The organism is Bacillus salipaludis (assembly GCF_030938565.1).
GTDB classification, from domain to species: Bacteria; Bacillota; Bacilli; order Bacillales; family Cytobacillaceae; genus Neobacillus; species Neobacillus salipaludis_A.
In genome coordinates this window covers 5,663,224-5,683,332 of the sequence record NZ_JAVGVR010000001.1, presented here as the reverse complement: position 1 = coordinate 5,683,332, position 20,109 = coordinate 5,663,224, and the positions used below count along the sequence as shown (strand labels likewise).

General features: G+C 39.0%; 20 protein-coding genes. 15 read left to right on the top strand and 5 right to left on the bottom strand.

The window, feature by feature from the left end:
* Positions 1 to 20: 20 nt before the first annotated feature.
* Both RCG21_RS28310 and RCG21_RS28305 read right to left on the bottom strand, forming a co-directional pair.
* Positions 21 to 1,351, bottom strand: a protein-coding gene (locus RCG21_RS28310; RefSeq protein ID WP_308912891.1) for an IS3 family transposase whose coding sequence is annotated in 2 segments (ribosomal slippage) — positions 21 to 979 and positions 979 to 1,351 — 1,332 coding nt in all. Because the reading frame shifts where the segments join, the coding sequence is not laid out codon by codon here.
* A 166-nt stretch (positions 1,352 to 1,517) separates the two neighbouring features.
* Positions 1,518 to 1,748, bottom strand: coding sequence for a DUF378 domain-containing protein (locus RCG21_RS28305; RefSeq protein WP_133334082.1), 231 nt, complete (start codon positions 1,746 to 1,748; stop codon positions 1,518 to 1,520).
* 153 nt (positions 1,749 to 1,901) lie between these two features.
* Here RCG21_RS28305 and RCG21_RS28300 point away from each other — a divergent pair, with 153 nt between their 5' ends.
* From RCG21_RS28300 to RCG21_RS28290, 3 genes are all read left to right on the top strand, one after another.
* Positions 1,902 to 3,065 (top strand): iron-containing alcohol dehydrogenase, encoded by a 1,164-nt coding sequence (locus RCG21_RS28300; RefSeq protein WP_133334083.1) that lies wholly within the window; start codon positions 1,902 to 1,904, stop codon positions 3,063 to 3,065.
* Between the two features lie 145 nt (positions 3,066 to 3,210).
* On the top strand, positions 3,211 to 4,560 hold the full coding sequence (locus RCG21_RS28295; protein WP_133334084.1) for a glucose-6-phosphate isomerase: 1,350 nt from the start codon (positions 3,211 to 3,213) through the stop codon (positions 4,558 to 4,560).
* 98 nt (positions 4,561 to 4,658) lie between these two features.
* Positions 4,659 to 5,057 (top strand): YugN-like family protein, encoded by a 399-nt coding sequence (locus tag RCG21_RS28290; RefSeq protein ID WP_133334085.1) that lies wholly within the window; start codon positions 4,659 to 4,661, stop codon positions 5,055 to 5,057.
* Positions 5,058 to 5,060: 3 nt separating this feature from the next.
* Here the strand turns inward: RCG21_RS28290 and RCG21_RS28285 are convergent, their stop codons facing one another.
* On the bottom strand, positions 5,061 to 6,047 hold the full coding sequence (locus tag RCG21_RS28285) for a potassium channel family protein (RefSeq protein WP_133334086.1): 987 nt from the start codon (positions 6,045 to 6,047) through the stop codon (positions 5,061 to 5,063).
* Positions 6,048 to 6,233: 186 nt separating this feature from the next.
* Here RCG21_RS28285 and RCG21_RS28280 point away from each other — a divergent pair, with 186 nt between their 5' ends.
* The 5 genes from RCG21_RS28280 to RCG21_RS28260 all read left to right on the top strand — a co-directional run bounded on the left by RCG21_RS28280 (position 6,234) and on the right by RCG21_RS28260 (position 13,055).
* Positions 6,234 to 6,413: a Spo0E family sporulation regulatory protein-aspartic acid phosphatase gene (locus RCG21_RS28280; protein ID WP_308913996.1), complete on the top strand. Its 180-nt coding sequence runs from the start codon at positions 6,234 to 6,236 to the stop codon at positions 6,411 to 6,413.
* A 1,242-nt stretch (positions 6,414 to 7,655) separates the two neighbouring features.
* The gene (locus RCG21_RS28275) at positions 7,656 to 9,353 is read left to right on the top strand and encodes a DUF6044 family protein (protein WP_133334088.1); all 1,698 of its coding nucleotides are present in this window, start codon (positions 7,656 to 7,658) and stop codon (positions 9,351 to 9,353) included.
* Entirely contained in the window at positions 9,350 to 10,387 is a 1,038-nt protein-coding gene (locus RCG21_RS28270) for a glycosyltransferase family 2 protein (RefSeq protein WP_133334089.1), read from the top strand. The genes RCG21_RS28275 and RCG21_RS28270 overlap by 4 nt, the downstream gene beginning before the upstream one ends.
* Before the next feature lie 112 nt (positions 10,388 to 10,499).
* Positions 10,500 to 11,123: a LysE family transporter gene (locus RCG21_RS28265; protein WP_133334090.1), complete on the top strand. Its 624-nt coding sequence runs from the start codon at positions 10,500 to 10,502 to the stop codon at positions 11,121 to 11,123.
* A gap of 147 nt (positions 11,124 to 11,270) precedes the next feature.
* Positions 11,271 to 13,055 (top strand): adenine deaminase C-terminal domain-containing protein, encoded by a 1,785-nt coding sequence (locus RCG21_RS28260; RefSeq protein ID WP_308913995.1) that lies wholly within the window; start codon positions 11,271 to 11,273, stop codon positions 13,053 to 13,055.
* 568 nt (positions 13,056 to 13,623) lie between these two features.
* On the opposite strand, the gene RCG21_RS28255 is transcribed toward RCG21_RS28260, so the two are convergent.
* On the bottom strand, positions 13,624 to 14,262 hold the full coding sequence (locus tag RCG21_RS28255) for an MBL fold metallo-hydrolase (protein ID WP_308913994.1): 639 nt from the start codon (positions 14,260 to 14,262) through the stop codon (positions 13,624 to 13,626).
* On the bottom strand, positions 14,259 to 14,594 hold the full coding sequence (locus RCG21_RS28250; protein WP_308913993.1) for an MBL fold metallo-hydrolase: 336 nt from the start codon (positions 14,592 to 14,594) through the stop codon (positions 14,259 to 14,261). Before RCG21_RS28250 ends, RCG21_RS28255 begins: the two co-directional genes overlap by 4 nt.
* A gap of 293 nt (positions 14,595 to 14,887) precedes the next feature.
* Here RCG21_RS28250 and RCG21_RS28245 point away from each other — a divergent pair, with 293 nt between their 5' ends.
* The 7 genes from RCG21_RS28245 (at position 14,888) to RCG21_RS28215 (ending at position 20,109) form a co-directional block, all read left to right on the top strand.
* Positions 14,888 to 15,682 (top strand): enoyl-CoA hydratase/isomerase family protein, encoded by a 795-nt coding sequence (locus tag RCG21_RS28245; RefSeq protein WP_026576759.1) that lies wholly within the window; start codon positions 14,888 to 14,890, stop codon positions 15,680 to 15,682.
* 69 nt (positions 15,683 to 15,751) lie between these two features.
* Positions 15,752 to 16,201 carry an acyl-CoA thioesterase gene (locus RCG21_RS28240; protein ID WP_133334093.1) on the top strand — a complete coding sequence of 150 codons (450 nt, stop codon included), beginning with the start codon at positions 15,752 to 15,754 and terminating at the stop codon, positions 16,199 to 16,201.
* Between the two features lie 237 nt (positions 16,202 to 16,438).
* Entirely contained in the window at positions 16,439 to 17,317 is an 879-nt protein-coding gene (locus RCG21_RS28235; RefSeq protein WP_133334094.1) for a PaaX family transcriptional regulator, read from the top strand.
* A gap of 26 nt (positions 17,318 to 17,343) precedes the next feature.
* Positions 17,344 to 18,339, top strand: coding sequence for an MBL fold metallo-hydrolase (locus tag RCG21_RS28230; RefSeq protein WP_308913992.1), 996 nt, complete (start codon positions 17,344 to 17,346; stop codon positions 18,337 to 18,339).
* Positions 18,340 to 18,620: 281 nt separating this feature from the next.
* On the top strand, positions 18,621 to 19,559 hold the full coding sequence (locus RCG21_RS28225) for a Phenylacetic acid catabolic protein (RefSeq protein ID WP_308913991.1): 939 nt from the start codon (positions 18,621 to 18,623) through the stop codon (positions 19,557 to 19,559).
* Positions 19,560 to 19,561: 2 nt separating this feature from the next.
* On the top strand, positions 19,562 to 19,882 hold the full coding sequence (locus tag RCG21_RS28220; protein ID WP_133334216.1) for a metal-sulfur cluster assembly factor: 321 nt from the start codon (positions 19,562 to 19,564) through the stop codon (positions 19,880 to 19,882).
* Positions 19,882 to 20,109: a hypothetical protein gene (locus tag RCG21_RS28215; protein ID WP_133334097.1), complete on the top strand. Its 228-nt coding sequence runs from the start codon at positions 19,882 to 19,884 to the stop codon at positions 20,107 to 20,109. Before RCG21_RS28220 ends, RCG21_RS28215 begins: the two co-directional genes overlap by 1 nt.

Here is a 20,109-nt window from a genome sequence, read left to right as displayed (position 1 = left end):
GGACATTTTGAAAAAAGGGATTAAGCAACCTGAAGAAGATGATTTCTGTATTGTACAGGGGTCATCTTTTTTAGGTTCCATTGATATCTGGTATGGTTATAGTGGCGGATATACTTGTCTATTTCACATTGAAGCTCCTCGAACGTCTTACACGCTTTTATGTTTACCTCGTCTTTCAGATGACCAAAGAATGATTCGATTGGGGCGTTATCCCAACAGTTCCCTCTCCTAGACATAGACTGACGTAACCTTAGTTTCCGAACGAGTTTTTGGAAATCGGGATGGGTATAATGTGTCCCTTGATCAGAGTGGATAAGAGCATTTTCAGCCTTCTTAAAGTTTCGATTCTTCTTTAATTTGAGTAAGGTGTTAGTGGCCAAATCCATGGTGATGCGATTAGAAAGATAGTGCGCCAATACTTCCCCGGTAGACCCGTCTTTAACCACAGACAGGTACGCTCTTTGTCCACTATGGTAGTTTAGGTATGTGATGTCCGTGAGCAGTACTTTACCTGGTGCATCTTGTTTGAATTGACGGTTTAATAGGTTAGGAACCACTCTGTGTTCCTGAGTGGCTTTCATCATTCTTCGGTATGGATTTGCTTTCCTGATTGGGCAGACAATATCATATTTTTTCATGATTCTACGGATCTTCTTCAAATTGAAGACACACTGAAATTGGCCCGCCAATGTCATTTTAATTTGACGTGCCCCTTTCATTTTACCTTTAAAGTGAAAGGCCTTTAATATCAACGCTTTTGATTCTTCATCCTTTGCATCTTGCCGTTTTCTCTGTTCTACGGACTTCTGAGAGAAATAATTATAATACCCGCTTCGTGAAACATTAGCTGCCTCACAAAGGAAACTCACCATGTGCTTCAAGTTGTATTTCTCAATGACGTACCGAATGAGGATATATTTTTGACTAGCAGGGAGTTTTACTTCACCAGCCCCCTTTCTAGCATGCGGATCTTTTTTAGGAGTTCATTCTCTGCCTTTAAGAGATTCATTTGAGCTTCTAACCTGGCATATTTCTCCTCAAGGGATAACTCCGTTACACGTGGTCTACCAGAACTTTCTTTCCTAGTGTCATTAAGTCCCAATACCCCAGCCTTCTTAAAGGCATTCCTCCAACGTTCTGAAGCTGATTTAATTCTTTGTATCCCGATAATATCAACGTCAAACCCTGCTTCTTCAAATATTTGTCTCGAGAATTTCCCCTTATTGAACTCTGAGATAAAGTGTTGCTTAAACTCATCAGAGTATGTAATTCCTTTTGAACTAACAGATTGTATATATGGATTCTTAGATAGTATAGCGATTTCTTTCTCTGTAAAAGTCTTTTTACTCATGATTTCTCCGTCTCCAGTATGTCTCTAGTTGTGTTATTAAATTATATAAAAAAAGTACCCTATAGAAAGCACTTTTTTTAAGTGTCTACTCTATAGGGTACATTTTAATATAGGCAAGGATTTTTCTTTTTTGTTCAGTTCGAGCACTTGGCATCTCCGATTTTTATTACCTTGTTTCTGTTTCAGGTGACTCTTCAAAGTGTTCATTTGCCTTGAATAAAAGGCCGAGATTTAAGAGTCCAGCTACTCCAACTAATCCATAAATAATCCGTGCGAGTGCGGTATTTTGGCCGCCAAAAATGGTTGCCACAAGATCAAATTGGAAAAAACCTATTAATCCCCAGTTTATCGCACCGATGATGGTAAGTACTAAGGCAATCCGCTGCAGAGAACCCATATATGTAGACTCCTCCTTTTTTATTAATTCCTATCTTTAGAATGAAACAATTTCCAAAATTATATTCGCTTTTTCTTTTGAAAACATAAAACTAGTTTTTTGCAATTAACATCATAATAATAAATAATGAAGAAGGAAAAGGAGTTGAGATTTATGGAGAATTTTACTTTTTGGAATCCAACGAAATTGATTTTTGGAAAAGGGCAACTTGAACAATTAAAAAACGAGATTCCGAACTACGGACATAAGGTTTTACTGGTGTATGGAGGCGGAAGTATTAAACGAAGCGGCCTTTATAATCAAGTATTAGATATATTAAAAGAACTAAATTGTGAGGTTTTTGAGCTTCCAGGTGTGGAACCGAACCCCCGTTTATCAACGGCTCGAAAAGGTGTAGAAATTTGTAAACAAGAAGGAATCGAACTCCTATTAGCCGTTGGCGGAGGGAGTGTGATTGATTGCACAAAGCTGATTGCTGCCGGGGCTAAATATGATGGGGATGCCTGGGATTTAGTAACTAAAAAGGCAATTGCCACTGATGCACTGCCATTCGGGACGGTCTTAACACTTGCTGCAACTGGTTCTGAAATGAACTCAGGTTCTGTGATCACGAACTGGGAAACAAAGGAGAAGTATGGTTGGGGAAGTCCTGCCACATTCCCGAAATTTTCAATTTTAGATCCAGTTCATACTTTTACGGTCCCAAAAAATCAAACCGTTTATGGGATTGTTGATATAATGTCACATACTATAGAGCATTATTTTCATCTTGAAGAAAGTACGGATTTTCAAGATCGCATGTGCGAGTCATTATTAATTACTATAATGGAAGCAGCGCCTAAATTATTGGCGGACCTTGAAAATTATGAATACAGAGGAACGGTTCTTTACTGTGGAACAATGGCATTAAACGGCATCCTTAATATGGGCTACCGCGGGGATTGGGCTACCCACAATCTGGAGCATGCCGTTTCAGCCGTTTATGATATTCCGCATGGCGGCGGACTTGCCATCCTCTTTCCTAACTGGATGAAGCACAATCTTAACGTTAAGCCTGAACGTTTCAAACAGCTTGCTGTCCGGGTATTTGGTGCAAACCCGGATGGAAAGAGTGCGGAAGAGGCAGGTCTGGAAGGAATTCAAAAACTGCGTGACTTCTGGAACAGTCTCGGAGCCCCATCACGTCTGGCAGATTACCAAATTGATGATAGCAAAATTGACCTGATGGCTGACAAGGCAATGGTAAATGGTGATTTTGGTAATTTTAAAAAGTTAAACAGGGAAGATACTTTAGCAATTTATCGTAGTTCAGTATAAGCTTCAAAGGCCCAGGCAGCCAATGCCTGGGTTTTAAAAAATCTGTCGAAAATGGACGCGCTTTCATTGTGTGCCCGTTCTTGATTATCAACCCGGCATTCGTTAAAGTGGTTATTGAAACTAAATTTAATGGAGGATCCTACATATGACACACGTTCGCTTTGACTATTCAAAAGCATTAACCTTTTTTGGGGAACATGAACTTACATATTTACGTGATGCTGTGAAAGTTGCACACCATTCTCTTCATGAAAAAACAGGGGCTGGCAGCGACTTTTTAGGGTGGATTGACCTTCCAACTGAATATGACAAAGAAGAGTTTTCCAGAATCCAGAAAGCTGCAGAAAAAATTAAATCCGATTCAGATGTTTTACTTGTAATTGGAATTGGCGGTTCATACCTTGGGGCTCGTGCAGCGATTGAAATGTTAAACCATAGCTTTTATAATGTCCTTCCTAAGGAAAAACGGACTACACCTCAAATTATTTTTGTCGGCAACAACATCAGTTCTAGTTATATGAAAGATGTCATGGACTTGCTGGATGGCAAAGACTTTTCAATCAATGTTATCTCTAAATCTGGGACAACAACAGAACCGGCAATTGCTTTCCGGATCTTCCGCAAGCTGCTGGAGGAAAAATACGGCAGGGAAGAAGCACGTAAAAGAATTTTTGCAACCACTGATAAGGCAAGAGGGGCTTTGAAAACATTATCCAATGAAGAGGGCTATGAAACGTTTGTGATTTCGGATGATGTCGGAGGTCGTTATTCTGTTTTAACAGCAGTCGGTCTTCTGCCAATTGCGGTAAGCGGAGCAAACATTGAAAAAATGATGGAGGGGGCAGCACAAGCCCAAGAGGACTTTAGCCATTCGGAACTTGAAGATAATGCAGCCTATCAATATGCTGCTGTAAGGAATGCTCTGTATAATAAAGGCAAAACGATTGAAATGCTCATCAACTATGAGCCGGGACTTCAATATTTTTCAGAATGGTGGAAGCAGTTATTTGGCGAAAGTGAAGGTAAGGACCAAAAAGGAATTTTTCCTTCGTCCGCTAATTTTTCAACTGATTTACATTCATTAGGACAATATGTTCAGGAAGGGCGCCGCGATTTATTTGAAACGGTAATAAAGGTTGAACAGCCACGTCATGAATTGACCATTGAAAAGGCAGATAATGATTTAGATGGCTTGAATTATCTTGCCGGTCAAACGGTTGATTTTGTGAATAATAAAGCCTTTGAAGGAACGATGCTCGCCCACACAGATGGCGGAGTACCAAATTTAATCGTGACCATCCCATCACTCGATGAATACACATTTGGCTATCTTGTTTATTTCTTTGAAAAAGCCTGTGCAATGAGCGGTTATTTACTTGGAGTGAATCCATTTGACCAGCCGGGTGTTGAAGCTTACAAGGTAAATATGTTTGCCTTATTAGGGAAACCAGGATTTGAGGAGAAAAAAGCAGAACTTGAAAAGCGGTTAAAATAACAGAAAGAGAGTGCTGAAAATCATCAAGCACTCTCTTTTTGTTTTGAAATTCTTTCTGTTGGAGAAACTATCTTCATTGAAGATAAGGAGGTTTTATGATGATTGAGTTACCATCAAAGGTAGAGGGGCAACAGTTTGATTTATATAAGCTGGAACAAAAATTGAAGCCAATCGGCTATATGATTGGCGGTAATTGGGATTATGATCATGGTGCATTTGATTATAAAATCGATGGTGAAGACGGGTATGAATTTTTAAGACTTCCATTCCAAGCGGTTGACGGGCAGCTTGATGCAAATAATTGTACAGTTGAATTAGGGAGACCATTTCTCCTATCCCATGAATACCAATCGGACATCGATGAACGTGTCGATTCGGCAGGGACCTTTAATCAATTTCAGGAACCTGTTGATAAAGATGCCAGTTTCCCTACTCAGTTTATTGACAATGGTAAAGCACTTGTACAAGAATTAGAATCAGTTTTATTATCAGAGTAGGGATTATTTAAAAATTAACAGTAAATCATGTTTTTCTATTCTGAGGGAGTGGGAAGGATTTAAAATGGTTTCTTCCCCTCTTTTGATCCCCATTACTAAACTTCCTTCTTTTAAATGATGATGACAGACCTCTATGAAGGTTTTTCCCATTTCATTTTCATTTACAGTGTTGGCGGACAATCTGCTTTCCTGTAATTGATGGACGAAATCCGATAAAAGCCCATCCCCGTTAGAATGAAGACTGTTTACCATAAATACACTTGTTAATTTATTGGATTGAATGACCTCGTCTGCTCCTGCTCTAAGTGCATTTACCACTTGTTCCGCAGTTAAGATTTCCACAATACATTTTACCTTTGAACATAAGCCTTTAATGGTTAATAAGGTTAAAATACTGTTCATATCGGCTTGAAGTTCATCATTTCCCCGATCGGCCGTTATCAAAACCTTTTCTGCCACCGATATATTACTTTTTGTAATCGTTTCATCAACATGACCCTTGCCTTGAATAAAGTGGACAAATTTTGAATGGACCGGGTTTGCTTCAAGAGTTTCGTCAATTAAAACAACCATTTGCGGAGACGTTGAACGGGTGATCTTATCAATCAACTCTCTTGACCTTTCATTCCAGCCAATAATGATAATATGGCCTTCTCCTTTAAATGCAATTTTTCCTTCGGATAAGGCATCCTGTTTTGTCACAGCAGCAGCTGCTAAGGTTCCAAAATAAGAGGAAACGATACCGGCGCCAAGCAAAATTAGAATTAAGGCGATAAACCTGCCCAAAAGGGAATGTGGAACATAATCCCCATACCCTACCGTTGTTCCGGTAATAATCGCCCACCAAATACCATCAAATATAGAAGGGAAGGTTTTGGGCTCGACAAAATGTATAGAAATTCCAAATACTAGAAACACTAGTAAGGCAATTAAGAGGATTCGAATTAAGAGAGGTAATCTTAAAAAACTAATATAAACACGGTTTGGCATGTTCTCACCCCGATACTCGATTCTATTCCATTATTGACGTAAAGAAGGCTAATCTAATCAGGTATCAATATTTTCTATTGCTAATTTGTCACAAAAAAATTACCTTTTTCATGGATTGTTCTATTGTAAACATTTACAAAATCGAATAAATTATGAATAATAGTATGCAATCAGAATCAACATGAAATGGGGTCTGAGGACATGAATATTACAGTAAACGCACTATTATCCAATATTGAAAAAACAAGATTAGAAATGATTCTATTAGCTCATCAGTTTGGATATTCTAATCCCCATGTGGTTCAATGCAGTCAAAAACTCGACCTTTTGCTAAATGATTATAGTAAAAAGATAAATATGAATTAAAAAAACCTTCCTGGTCTCAGGAAGGTTTTCAGATTGTCGAGAAAGGTTATTTTTCTCGGCAATTTTCCATTTTGTCTAAATCTAAAATACCAATTTTTATTATATGATTGTCCATGCTAGTGGGCCTGTTGATTTCCGCTCCAATCAACAGGGATTAGATCATTAAGAATTGCAACACACCTTTTCCAATCTGGCTAAGTGTGTTGCAATTTTTTTTATATTTGGGCTGGCCCCAGTAAGGAGAGCCTGTTCACTTACATTCTCCATCCCCATAATCAGCAGTAGCGAAGCCGTACAGCCATTTTGAATCTCCAAAGTTTAGCTCAATTTTTTCCTTTCTAAATTTATAAAGCATTTTTCCCCATTCTGATAAGGAATAGAAACATGAACATTGCCAGGCGTAATGAGTGGAATCCGTAAATAAAAATACGCCCCTCGGCCATTTTGTGATTCTTTGTCTTGAGACCAACTTCATCGAAAAAATCGTTAAATATATCAGTATCTTTAAAATATGGTGTTGACGATTTCCGTTGAATCGTTGAATGCTGTGGAACGAATCATGGAATTTTAGGAGTAAAAATCGATAGCAAATGATCATTGTAATTTCTCTCTTTCAGAACGAATAAAAAGTACCCCATCAACATTATTTTAAAAAGAATTAGGGAATCAGATAAGAGACCATTATTCTTGCTATAAAAGACGAAATTTTTTTAGGAAAAAAGAAAAATCTATATGATTTTGTAGGTAAAGAAGGTGGTCTTCCGGAACTAATCTATCAATAAAGACAAATTCATATTCACTTTTCCTAGATTCTATTAGCTTAAACATTAAATTTACTACTGATTTTTATTAATTATTGGGAGTTGTAGGACTGTATTGTAAACACCTGTTGATTGGAGAGGAAGGCACGAAGACTCCTGCGGGAGTACGGGGCAGGGGAGACCCGCAGGAGCAAAGCGACGAGGAGGCTCCCCGACACGCCCGCGGAAAGCGAAGTGCCTGGAGCGGAAATCATCAGACCAGTTGAACAGCCTATATATGAACCTTATTATAATAAATTATTAAAAGAAAAGAATGGAATAAAGAGCTATCGAAAGTTTTTCAACAGCCTAAACACCTTCCTGGTCTCAGGAAGGTTTTTTTCTTATTAGGAGTATGAAAAGTTTTCCAATCATATGAAAGGGATAATTTTCTACTGGAATGCAAAATTTAACTATAATTAAAAATTTTGAGGTGTAGCAGGTGTTTAGTGAAACGAAAAAGGAGCAAAAGTTGATTTTTTTTGCTTTGTTGGTTTTGGCAATTTATTTATCCCCGCTTTTTATACTACAGGAAAATGCCCATATCCGTGTTCACGATAATTTAGATTCAAATTTGGCGTGGTATAAGGTGCTGGCAAAAAGCGGAGAAATGTTCGGCCCGGTAAATGGAATGATTCCTCAAATTATTAATGGAGTACCAAGAAATACATTCGGAACAGAGTTTAGCCTGATTGTCTGGCTATATGCTCTATTTCCAACGATGATTGCCTATGGAATCAGCCAAGCCATTACAAGGATTGTTGCTTTTTTTGGAATGTATTTGCTTCTAAAGAAACATTTTCTGCCGGGGGATAACTGGAGTTTTTATCAAGTAAGTGCTGCATTAGCCTTCGCCCTAACCCCATTTTGGCCGTCGGGAATGTTAAGTACGTTGGGAATGCCTCTTGCCCTTTGGGCTTTTCTAAATATCCGTAAGGGACAAGGAACAGCCAAAGATTACGTAACACTTACGTTGCTGCCGTTATATTCAAGCATCGTTCTAGGATTTTTCTTTTTTTTAAGTGCAATGGGAATTTTTTGGCTGGTTGATGTGATAAGAAGGAAAGGGTGGAATCTACATTTTTTATTTTCCATCGTGTACATGATCTTCATTTTCATGATAGTAGAATACCGTTTAGTGTATTCCTTTTTATTCGTTTCGGAAGCAAATAGCAGGGATGAATATTTCCATGCCCATTTACCTTTATGGCGGGCGATTAGACTGACATTTAAAAACTATGTGCTGGGGCATACCCATGTCATGACTGTACATACTCTCTTTATCCTCCCAGCGACATTTATTGCTTTGTATTTTATTTATAAGAAAAATATATGGAAACAAGAAAAGCTCTACGTGTTCTTATTTATCTTAAATTTTGTATTGTCCCTTTGGTATGCCTTTTGGTTTTACAAGGGGTGGTTGCCAATTACAAAGCGGTTTCATTTTATGGATACGTTTAACTTTGCCCGTTACCATTTCCTACGGCCGCTCGTCATTTACGCTAGTTTCGCTCTTGCCTTAAAAATTATTTCGCTTCAAGGGAAAAGTTGGGCTAAAACCGCTAAATGGTTTGTCGTACTGCAACTGCTGGTTTTAGGGTTATTTAACGATGAAATTATTTACCATCAGAAACCGACAGTAAAAGAATTTTATGCAGAGGACTTGTTCAAAGAGGTAAAAGAATACATCGGTCTTCCACAGAAGAATTACAGGGTTGCCAGTATTGGGATTCACCCGGCTGTATCTCAATACAATGGCTTTTACACGCTTGATACGTACAATAATTTTTATCCGCTAACCTATAAGCATCATTTCCGGAAAATAATTGAAAGGGAATTAGCAAAAAATAAAACAGTTCGCACCTATTTTGACAAATGGGGTGGGCGCTGTTACCTATTCACGGCCCAGCTTGGAAAAAGATACATGATCAAAAAAGACTCAAAAAGGCACTTAAAGGATTTACAGCTAAATACAGCCGTGTTTAATCAATTGGGCGGCCAATATATTTTTTCAGCCTTACCGATTGATAATGCAGAGGAAAATCAACTGAGCCTTGAAAAGGTGTTTAAGTCAAAAACCTCAGCATGGAAAATTTATTTGTATAAAACAATCGAGACATCGGAGGTAATGACTAGATGATTGAAGCAAACCTTACGATTGTGGTTCCTTGCTATAACGAGGAGGAAATCCTGCCTGATACGATTTTCGAATTAAAGCAGCTTTTAGAAAGCTTGAAAGAGGAAAAGCTTGTTTCCTCTTTCAGCAAAATCCTTTTTGTCGATGATGGCAGTAAGGACCGCACCTGGGAAATTATTTATAAAGAAGGTTTGAAAAATGAAGCGATCCGAGGCCTTAAGCTATCTCGAAATGCCGGCCACCAAAACGCACTATTAGCGGGTCTTTTTACGGCAAAGGAAACGTCAGACTGTCTAATTACGATTGATGCCGATCTCCAAGATGATATTCAAGTAATCCGGGAGTTTATCAAAAAATATCATGAAGGCTGCGAGATTGTTTACGGGGTCCGAAAAGGTAGGGAAACGGATACAATCTTTAAAAGAAGCACGGCGCAAGGTTTTTATAAAGTGATGAAAAAAATGGGTGTCGATTTAATTTATAATCATGCTGATTTTCGACTAATGAGCAAAAGGGCAGTAGAGGAACTGGAACGCTTTAAAGAGGTAAATTTATTTTTAAGGGGAATTGTTCCGCTCCTTGGTTTCCGTTCAGATGTTGTTTATTACGACCGGAAAGAACGGCTTGCCGGCGAAACGAAGTATCCATTAAAAAAGATGATTGCCTTTGCCCTTGACGGTATTACTTCTTTCTCCGTGTCTCCGATTCGTTTTGTCTTGTTTATCGGTTTTGTCTCCTTTTTTATGAGTCTTTTATTTGGGGGGTATTTTTTAACTCTTAAGTTTTTAGGGAATACGCAAACTGGGTGGACCTCGCTTATTACGTCCATTTGGCTGATTGGCGGCTTACAGCTGATTGCTATTGGATTGATTGGAGAATATGTTGGGAAAATCTATAAAGAATCAAAGCAGCGTCCAAAATATATCATTGATATTGATTCCTTTAATTTGCCGGTTTCCAGGAACCACTTACTAAATCGAACCCTTGAAGATGAATTTTTTAAAAGAGAGCTAAAAAAAGTTACTGAAAGGAACTAAGCTAAAACGAGTTTTTCTGAATATAGGAAAACTCGTTTTTTTGTGGTACAACCCATCTTTCCCGAATAAAAATGAAAAGACAGGCTTTATTTTTATGCAGGGGGAGAGAATAATGAATATATTTCTAAGCTACATTTTATTGGGATTATCACTTGCCGCGCCGATTGGTCCTATTAATGCAGCACAAATAGACAGGGGAATTCGGAGCGGCTTCATGCATGCCTGGTTAATCGGGGTGGGGGCCGTTGTGGCAGACGGGATTTATATGCTCATCGTTTACATAGGTGTGGTTCAGTTTCTTGAAACACCAATCGTCCAAACCTTTTTATGGCTCTTTGGCTCTTTTGTACTTATTTATACGGGAGTAGAAAGTATTTTAAAGGCCGGTACATTAAGCTTGGAGTATACACGAAACAAGGAACCCCTAATCAAATCGTTTTTCTCGGGTTTTTTCATGTCAATTTCCAACCCATTAACGATTCTATTTTGGTTAGGGATTTATGGTTCGGTACTGGCAAAAACAGCTGCCACCTCGAATAGTGCGGAGTTAATTGTTTATAGTACTGCGATATTTATTGGACTTTTACTATGGGATATTACCATGGCGGGGGTTTCAAGCAGCTTTCGTAATTTTTTAACTTCCCGCTTGCTAGTTATGATTTCCCTTTTTTCTGGGCTTTCTTTAATTGGCTTCGGACTCTATTTTGGAATTCAAGCTTATCAGCTTTTATTTTAATTGTAAATTGAGTATTTAGACTTTTTAGAATTGTATTTGTTGACAAAGAAAACAACCTCCTATTAATATTATGTTTATAAGACGATATTTGGTAAATCGTAATACTGGTTTAATTGAAGATGGAAACTTTAAAAAGGGGGGAAGTTTGTGCATCTTACAGCTCAAAGAAGTGAATTAATCGAAGTTGCCAAAGGCGAACGGCCCGCAGATTTATTTATAAAAGGCGGAACGGTTATTAATGTGTATTCAGGGGAATTCTTGAAACTTAATATTGCCGTGTATAAGGATTGTATTGCCTGCGTAGGGCCAAGTGAATCCTCGATTGGAGCCCAAACAAAGATCATTAACGCAGAAGGGAAGTTCGTATCCCCTGGATTTATCGAGGCACATGCTCACCCATGGGTGGTTTATAATCCCGTTAGTGTTACGGAGAAAGTGCTGTCATTAGGAACCACCACCACTGTTAATGATAATTTATTTTTTTATCTACATATGGGGGCAAAAGGATTTAAAGCAATGGCAAACGATTTAAAAGTATTGCCTGGAAATTTCCTCTGGCTGGTCCGGCTTGTTTCACAAGCCGATTATCCGGGTGAACGTGAGTGGTACAATCATAAGGATATACAGGAACTGTTGGAACTTGATAATGTTGTAGGATCAGCGGAGGTAACGCGTTGGCCGCTTTTATATCAAGGGGATCCATTTTTACTTGAAACAATGGATTTTATAAAGAAACTGGGTAAGGTTTCTGATGGGCATACAGCGGGTTGCTCTTATGAAAAATTAAACGCGGTTGTGGCATCCGGTGTAACAGCATGTCATGAAGCAATTACAGCTAAGGAAGCTTTTGACCGCCTAAGACTGGGCATGTGGACGGTGCTCCGAAATAGCTCATTGCGCCCGGATTTAGGGGAGCTTGTCAAACTTATTGTTGACGGGAAGGTAAACACGAGCAGAATCGTAATGACAACGGACGGTCCGCATCCAGGATTTATTGAAAAAGAAGGCTTTGTTGATGGACTTGTCAGACAGGCTGTTGAACTTGGTGTCCCTGTGATGAATGCCATTCAGATGGTCACCGTCAATGCTGCAACCTACCTAAGGCTTGATGACTACATTGGAGGTATTGCTCCCGGCAAAAAAGCAGATATTTTGCTGCTTCCGAATTTAGTTGATTTTCAACCTGATATGGTCATTGCATCAGGGGAAATTGTTGCTGAGAATGAAGAATTAAATATATCTCTTCCTGAGATCGACTGGAATCAATATATTGTAAGGGAACCATTTGCTTTTTCAAAATCAGCTTTAGAAAATTTGAATCTGTACCGATATCCGCATCCGTCCGAAAAGGTTCCTGTGCCAGTTTCCTATTTTAAAAGTAATGTCATTACCCAAAGAAAGGATACGGAACTTCCGTCCGTAAACGGATATGCGGATCTTTCGCACCATGAAGGGCTTGTATATGCTGCTTTAATTGATCGAAGGGGTGAATGGGTCTCAAAGGCGATATTAGAAAGATTTGCCGTAAATCTGGATGGTATGGCTTCTACCTATAATACGACCACTGAGCTTCTCGCGGTCGGAAGAAATCCGGAATCGATGAAAAGAGCGGCAGTAAGAGTCCATGAAATGGGAGGAGGAGTTGTCATTGTCGACGGTGATGAAGTGGTGTTAGAAATTCCTCTGCCGCTGACGGGAATGATGACATCGGATCCAACCTTTTCTGCAGCAGTGAATTACCATGACCAACTTTTGGCCGCTGTACAGGAGCGTGGTTTCCCATTCCATGACATTCTTTATACATTGTTATTTTTAACCTGTGATTTTCTACCGGGGCTTCGGTTAGTTCCATATGGTTTATATGAGGTCAAGACGGATGAAATTTTACTGCCTTCTGCACCATTAAATTCACTAACCTATCAAAATAATTAAAACAATAGCAGCAGCCATGGAGGCTGCTGTTTATATTTTTAGATTGCTGTTTTGTAATTTTGTTAGAAAATCGACCTAAATTCTAGAGGTGACTGATGGATTTGGTCTTCATAAGGAGGATGAAGCCCCAAACGCTAGAGATGCAGTTGGATTTGGTTTTCATAAGGGGGATGAAGCCCAAAACGCTAGAGGTGACTGATGGATTTGGTCTTCATAAGGGGGATGAAGCCCGAAACGCTAGAGGTGACTGATGGATTTGGTCTTCATAAGGGGGATGAAGACCGAAACGCTAGAGGTGACTGATGGATTTGGTCTTCATATGGGGGATGAAGACCGAAACGCTAGAGGTGACTGATGAATTTGGTCTTCATAAGGGGGATGAAGCCCGAAACGCTAGAGGTGACTGATGAATTTGGTCTTCATAAGGGGGATGAAGCCCGAAACGCTAGAGGTGACTTGATGGATTTGGTCTTTATAGGAGGGATGAAGCCCAAAACGCTAGAGATGACTGATGGTTTTAGGCCTCAAAGATGGCCCGAAGCCCAAAACCAGCTGCTTTCACCATTTATTATTTTACCGAGTAGTGCCATACCCCGTTTACAAGCTCTTTCACAATTTTCCCCTGTAATTCAAGATAGTCTAGTTGACCGATGATTTCGGACATGACAAGAGAGAATTGATCGTAATAAGTATTTTTGTAATAGGCTTCAGCAATTGCACTTCCAGTAGTGCATCCTGATTGAATTAATTGGATCACGCGTTCTGCTTTTTTCTCAATCCGCTCCAGTCGTTTTACAATCAATGAATCAGGTTTTTCAATTAAGATGCCATGGCCTGAAAAAACAAGATCCGCATGAAGGGATAGGCATTTTTTTAAGGAAGCAATCTGCTGTGAGAGGGTTGGAAGCCGAGCACCATATGAGTCCGGCTCAACTAATGCATTACTTGAAATATGCTCAATCAACAAATCCCCTGAAAACAACCAGTTTTGTTTTTCATGATAAAAGGCGATTTGGTCCGGAGAATGTCCCGGAACCTCAACGATTTGAAAATTGCTTACTTGCTTATCCTCAATGGGAATGAGATTAGCTTGAATCATATTTTTTTTATTTTGCTTTATAGCTTTTTTCAAATAGGCTGTTTGGTGTTCCCCCTTATCCCCACAGCCCATTTCCCTGTAAAGTTTTGAATAAAAATCTACCCTCATTTCAGGAAGTTTTTGTCCCGTTTTAAGCGGGCAATGGAATCTGTGTGACAATATACTGGAATTGGGCTTATAGATGTAATTCTATCCACTAAGCCTACATGGTCGATATGATGATGCGTAAGGAGGATTTCCGTAATATCCTTTATCGTAAATCCATTTCTTTTTAGGCCATCCATTAAGCCATTCCAACATGCCTCATTATTCCATCCGGCATCAATCAACGAAAGGGATTGATCTTGTTTTACTACATAGAAGTTTACGCTTTTTAATGATGACGGTTCAGGAATCATGATAGGGAAGACCTCAATGCAGGATTTATTTAATTCAATCAAAGATTACACCCCTTTTTATTTTCGAAATTGCGAAATTAATGTAAATTATACCAATGAATGGATGTATCAACAAAGAATATGCATCGCTCTTTTTTATGTTTTTACTACGTCCGTATTAAAAAAGTGTAAAAGTAAGAAAACAGAAGAATGGGTATGGAAATGAAAGAAAATTGCAGATTATTATGGGGAATTGAGTGTATTTGGTATTTTAAAAATAATAAGAAAATTATGTATATTATGTATATAGCACGACAGAAATAAAAGCATAATAAAACCTTGAGGAGGATTTTAAATTGACAACAGTAACCGAAACGAAAACATTAACAGTAAAAAAACTAGATGGAGTTGCAGAGGTTCACATTCATGTAAACAAAACGAATGCATATGACTTGGAATATTATAAAGAATTAAACGCAGCCATTGATGACATTCGTTTTGACAGCGATATTAAAGTTGCTGTATTAATGAGTGATATGCCTAAATTCTTCTCAGCAGGTGCGAATATTAATTTCTTAAAAGCAGCAGAGCCGCGCTTTAAAACTCAATTCTGCCTATTCTGTAATGAAACACTTGATAAGATTGCCCGCTCTCCACAAATTTGGATCGCATGTTTGGAAGGGCACACCGTTGGCGGCGGTTTAGAAATGGCGTTAGCTTGCGACTTACGCTTCATGGGTGACCAAGCTGGTAGAATCGGTCTTCCGGAAGTATCTCTTGGCGTATTGGCAGGTACAGGCGGTACACAGCGCTTAGCCCGCCAAGTTGGACATTCTAAAGCGCTTGATTTAAACATTACTGGTGAAACATTAACACCTCAAGAAGCTCTTGAAATTAAATTAGTTGATCGAGTTTTCCCACAAGAAGAAACGAGAGCAAAAACATTAGAATATGCACAAAAAGTTGCCAAAAGCGCATCCTATGCAGTTTCCAATATTAAGCTTTCGATTATGAATGGTAAAGAAATGCCTCTAAATGTGGCAATCCGTTACGAGGGTGAACTACAAAACCTATTATTCCGCTCTCAAGATGCAAAAGAAGGACTAAGCGCATTCATCGATAAACGTGAAGCAAATTGGACTGGGCAGTAAAATACAAAATGGCGATATCGGCAATCGATATCGCCATTTTAATCAAAGAAATAGAAGTGGGGGATTTGCATGCGTTCAAACGAACTGGAGGTTTTAATTAATTGGGGAGACACGGATAAAGCGGGAATTGTCTATTATCCTAACTTTTTTAAATGGTTTGATATCGCAGGCCATCAATTTTTTAGAAGTTGTAATCTAGCTCCTGCAAAATTGGAAGAAGAACGGGGAATCATTGTTCCATTACTAGATGTTCAATGTACATTTGAAAAATCATTACTCTATGATGATCTCATCATCATCCATACAAAAGTAGAAGAAATCAATCGGAAAACAATTAAATTAAGACATGTGATCTATAGAGATGGTGTTCGCTGTGCACAGGGGTATGAATTACGGGGCTGGGTAGAGAAATCACCGGAAGGAATCAAGGCTGTTATTATTCCAGAAGACGTTAAAGGCATTTTAAATGAGAATATTGAAACAAAGGTTGATAAAAATAGACCTAGGTTTAATGCATAAGCTAAGACAATCCTCTATAATATTAATGTCTCTTAAGAATTTACATAAAGTGAAACTTCAATCAGTGGGGGGTTTTTTTCACCTCCCACTGATTGTTAGTTGAACCAATCGGGCTTTTACGGGCAGTTGATCCCCCACTCACTCTTCCTGCGTACACTAAGCCCTTAAGTGGGGGTCTTACTGCCCGTTAACGCGGGATAAAATGCGAATACTACTAAGTACTGGATGGTGGCAGCAATGAAACCGAGATCACTAATGTTTACTCTATATGGAGAATACATTCAATATTATGGAGAAGAAATCTGGGTAGGGAGTTTAATTCAATTAATGAATGGATTTGGTATCTCAGAATCCTCTGTCCGCGGTGCCATTTTAAGAATGGTACAAAAGGATTTATTGCAAGTGAGAAAGAAAGGAAATAAAAGCTATTACTCTGTAACAGAGCTGGGGAGAAGAAGGGTCGAAGACGGGGTAACAAGAGTATATTCAGCCCCTAGAGCACATTGGGACGGGAAATGGAGAATTTTAAGTTACTCTTTTCCTGAGGAAAAACGTGAGCTTCGCAATGAAATTCGCAAGGAGCTGACGTGGACTGGATTTGGAATGCTTTCAAATAGTACCTGGGTCAGCCCGAATCCCCTTGAAAATCAAGTAATGGAAATGATTAAAAACTATAAAATAGAAGAAAATGCGATCCTTTTTAGCTCCTCCGACGTTGTTTCACATCCTAAAGAATGGATTATGGAAAAGGGCTGGGATTTTCAACAAGTTACCGATAATTACATTCATTTCATTGAAAAGTATTCACCTAAATTTGAACAACTGCGTGAAAAGGCGTTGAATAATGAGTTATCTGATGAAGAATGTTTTATTAAGCGAACTACGATTGTTCATGAATATCGAAAGTTCCTTTTTCAGGACCCGGGGTTTCCGCGGGAGTTAATGCCTGTGGACTGGGTTGGAACAAAGGCTAGGGAGCTATTTTGGAATATTCATCAATTAATATCGATTCCCGCTGTCCGTTATTTTGAATCTATATATGAAGCTGCTCCTGATCGTGATATTAAACCTCAACGGGACAAGGCCATTAATCCGTTTAAAGAAGTTTATGTGTAGACAGGAAAGCGCAAAGGGAGGAAGACATGATAAACACCTTTCAAAACGGTGAAACTGTGACCATTGAAAAAATTGTTTTTAATGGATATCGCATTGGGATTCCCATCCCTTTTCCGATTAAGTATGTGTATTGCTATCTGTTTAAACAACAGGATGGATATGTTTTAATTGATGTTGGCTACAACAACAATCGTGGAAAAACAGCCTGGGAAGATGCCTTTCGAGAACTTCATATGGAGCCGGGCGAGATTAAAACGATTTACTTAACCCATTTCCATCCTGATCATGCCGGGCTTGCAGGCTGGATGCACCAATTAACGGGGGCGCCAATCTTTATGCACGAGATTGATGCCAAAATGATGGAGCATGTTTGGGGAGAAAATAGCAGCCAAGCAAGAAACATCAAGAAAATGGTAATCGAACATGGGACCCCTCAGGAGTTAGCTGGCGAGATTGAAAAACAAATGGATGTATTAGTACATCATGTGCAGCCACTCCCTGCCATTCACACGATTACTTACCAGGTGGTGTTTGCAAATAGAGAATGGAAGGTCATACATACACCGGGTCATAGTACAGGGCATATTTGCTTTTTCCAAGAAGAAGAGCGTGTGTTAATCTCAGGGGATCATATTCTTGAAAAAATTACCCCCAATATTAGTGTGTGGCCGGGAGCGAGCCAGACACCGCTTCATGATTATATAAATTCTCTTCATAGAGTAGCAGATTTACAGGCTAAAATAGCCTTTACAGCCCATAGAAGGCCAATTGGGAACGTAAATGAGCGGATTAAGGAACTTCTGCAGCACCATGAAGAACGGTTAGAATCCATTTTGGCGCTGGCACAAAACCGGACAGCTTTTGAAGTTGCCGGGGATCTATTTGCCCATAAGGAGCTAACCCCGCACCAGTGGCGTTTTGCTATTGCTGAAACAATCGCTCACTTAGACTATTTATCTATTGAAAACCGAGCAGAAAAAATAATGGGATTTCCGATAAAATATGAAAAATCGAACGAATAAAAAGGACAACACATTTGATATGTGTTGTCCTTTTTTACTTCGTCGTATAAAAAACGTATAACCAAGGACTGGTTATTAGGATAAAAGAAGCCCACCAAGCTTTAAAAAGTAAGCTATTGGGAGGGGTTACTTGGGAAAACAGGCCTTTATCATAATTAAATTACGTTTTTAATATTAACAACATAAAAACGTAATAAAGTAATTGACAGATAATTATTAATATTCTATATTATATTATATAAACGGTATATAAAAAAACGTAATGAAGAGGGGAGCTAAATATGAATCAAGCTGAGGTTTTGTTAGATGAGATTCGCAATGGTTTTGTCGTGGAATGTAAAGAGGATATGAACGAGGAGTACCTTCGTGCCTTAAAGCAAACATTAACGATTGTTGGCGACACTGAGCTTTTAAGTGTTCCGCCTTTATTAACGGTATACAATCAAGCTCCCAATCTTAACTATAAGATTACTGCTTTAGCCGTGATCCAAGATGAAATTGGCCATGCCCATATCGCCTACAGGCTATTAGAGGATTTAGGGGAAGATGTGGAGGACCTTCTTTATAAACGTCCTGCAAATCGCTGGAAAAATCCTTACGCTTTTGATTTTAAATTAGACAACTGGATTGAGCTTGGTGTATTTAATGGGCTATTTGACAGGGCCGGCTACACACTGCTTGGAGATGCATTCGAGAACACCTCCTATGGACCCTGGAAACGTGCTTTAGTAAAAGTGGATAAAGAGGAATTGTTCCACCTCCGAAATGGCGAAATCATTATGAAGGCGGGAATGAAAAATCCGGAAACAGCTAAGCAAGTACAGAAGGCTGTTGATTGGATGTTCTTAATGGGCTTAGAGTTCTTCGGTGTTGCTGATAATCTAAAAAGTCGTTCAGCCCAATTAGATTACAAGTTAAAGGGCAGGACAAATGACCAGTTGAGGCAAAAATGGCTGTCAACGGCAGTTCCATTCTGTGAATCCATCGGGGTAAAGGTCCCAGCTCACTATGATGAGGAACAAGGCAAGTTTTTTATTGATATTCCATTTCCTTGTAAATTCGATGTAGAAAATAAAAAATGGCTGATCGATCAACCGGACACCTGGGAAGGTGTAATCGAACGGTTTAAAAAGCGTGGACCGCAAAATCAAGAGTTTGTAAGACGAATTCAAAAGGGCTTCGATGAAATGGAAGAACTGCGTGCCGAGGAGGTAAGTTAATGATGCAAATAATGGAGACGGAGAAATATTGGGATGCTTTAACTGAGGTCATGGATCCTGAATTTCCTATAAGTGTTGTCGATATGGGATTGATTTACGGAATTACGAAGGTCGATGAAGGAAAGCTCGCAGTAAGGATGACCTATACTTCAACAGGTTGTGGCTGTATGCAGTGGATTGAAAACGATATCAAGGAAAGGCTGCTCCAAGAAGAAGATATCGCCGAGGTGGAAATCGAAGTAGTTTGGAGTCCTCCGTGGACCGTTAATAATTTATCTGAAAAAGGAAGAGCAAAACTTAAAACATGGGGGGTAAGTTCATAATGGTCAATAATCAAAAACTAGAATACCTCCTTTTTACCCGTATCAAACGAGGGGATGATTTGATTCAAATCGGGTCATTTCAAGCGGAAAGTGATGAATTGGCAAAGGTGTATGCACAGTATATTTACGATGAAGAAGACTGGGTTGAAATGCAAGTCGTAAGAAAAGAAGCATTTATTGCTGTACGCCTTCCGGAACCACTATTTGAAAAAGAGGGTGTAAATTAA

Excerpts from the sequence above, each read along its gene's own strand:
- RCG21_RS28305 (WP_133334082.1), bottom strand. The coding sequence starts at position 1,748 with ATGGGTTCTCTGCAGCGGATTGCCTTAGTACTTACCATCATCGGTGCG.
- RCG21_RS28300 (WP_133334083.1), top strand. The coding sequence starts at position 1,902 with ATGGAGAATTTTACTTTTTGGAATCCAACGAAATTGATTTTTGGAAAA.
- RCG21_RS28295 (WP_133334084.1), top strand. The coding sequence starts at position 3,211 with ATGACACACGTTCGCTTTGACTATTCAAAAGCATTAACCTTTTTTGGG.
- RCG21_RS28290 (WP_133334085.1), top strand. The coding sequence starts at position 4,659 with ATGATTGAGTTACCATCAAAGGTAGAGGGGCAACAGTTTGATTTATAT.
- RCG21_RS28285 (WP_133334086.1), bottom strand. The coding sequence starts at position 6,047 with ATGCCAAACCGTGTTTATATTAGTTTTTTAAGATTACCTCTCTTAATT.
- RCG21_RS28280 (WP_308913996.1), top strand. The coding sequence starts at position 6,234 with ATGGGGTCTGAGGACATGAATATTACAGTAAACGCACTATTATCCAAT.
- RCG21_RS28270 (WP_133334089.1), top strand. The coding sequence starts at position 9,350 with ATGATTGAAGCAAACCTTACGATTGTGGTTCCTTGCTATAACGAGGAG.
- RCG21_RS28265 (WP_133334090.1), top strand. The coding sequence starts at position 10,500 with ATGAATATATTTCTAAGCTACATTTTATTGGGATTATCACTTGCCGCG.
- RCG21_RS28255 (WP_308913994.1), bottom strand. The coding sequence starts at position 14,262 with ATGAGGGTAGATTTTTATTCAAAACTTTACAGGGAAATGGGCTGTGGG.
- RCG21_RS28240 (WP_133334093.1), top strand. The coding sequence starts at position 15,752 with ATGCGTTCAAACGAACTGGAGGTTTTAATTAATTGGGGAGACACGGAT.
- RCG21_RS28235 (WP_133334094.1), top strand. The coding sequence starts at position 16,439 with ATGAAACCGAGATCACTAATGTTTACTCTATATGGAGAATACATTCAA.
- RCG21_RS28230 (WP_308913992.1), top strand. The coding sequence starts at position 17,344 with ATGATAAACACCTTTCAAAACGGTGAAACTGTGACCATTGAAAAAATT.
- RCG21_RS28225 (WP_308913991.1), top strand. The coding sequence starts at position 18,621 with ATGAATCAAGCTGAGGTTTTGTTAGATGAGATTCGCAATGGTTTTGTC.
- RCG21_RS28220 (WP_133334216.1), top strand. The coding sequence starts at position 19,562 with ATGCAAATAATGGAGACGGAGAAATATTGGGATGCTTTAACTGAGGTC.
- RCG21_RS28215 (WP_133334097.1), top strand. The coding sequence starts at position 19,882 with ATGGTCAATAATCAAAAACTAGAATACCTCCTTTTTACCCGTATCAAA.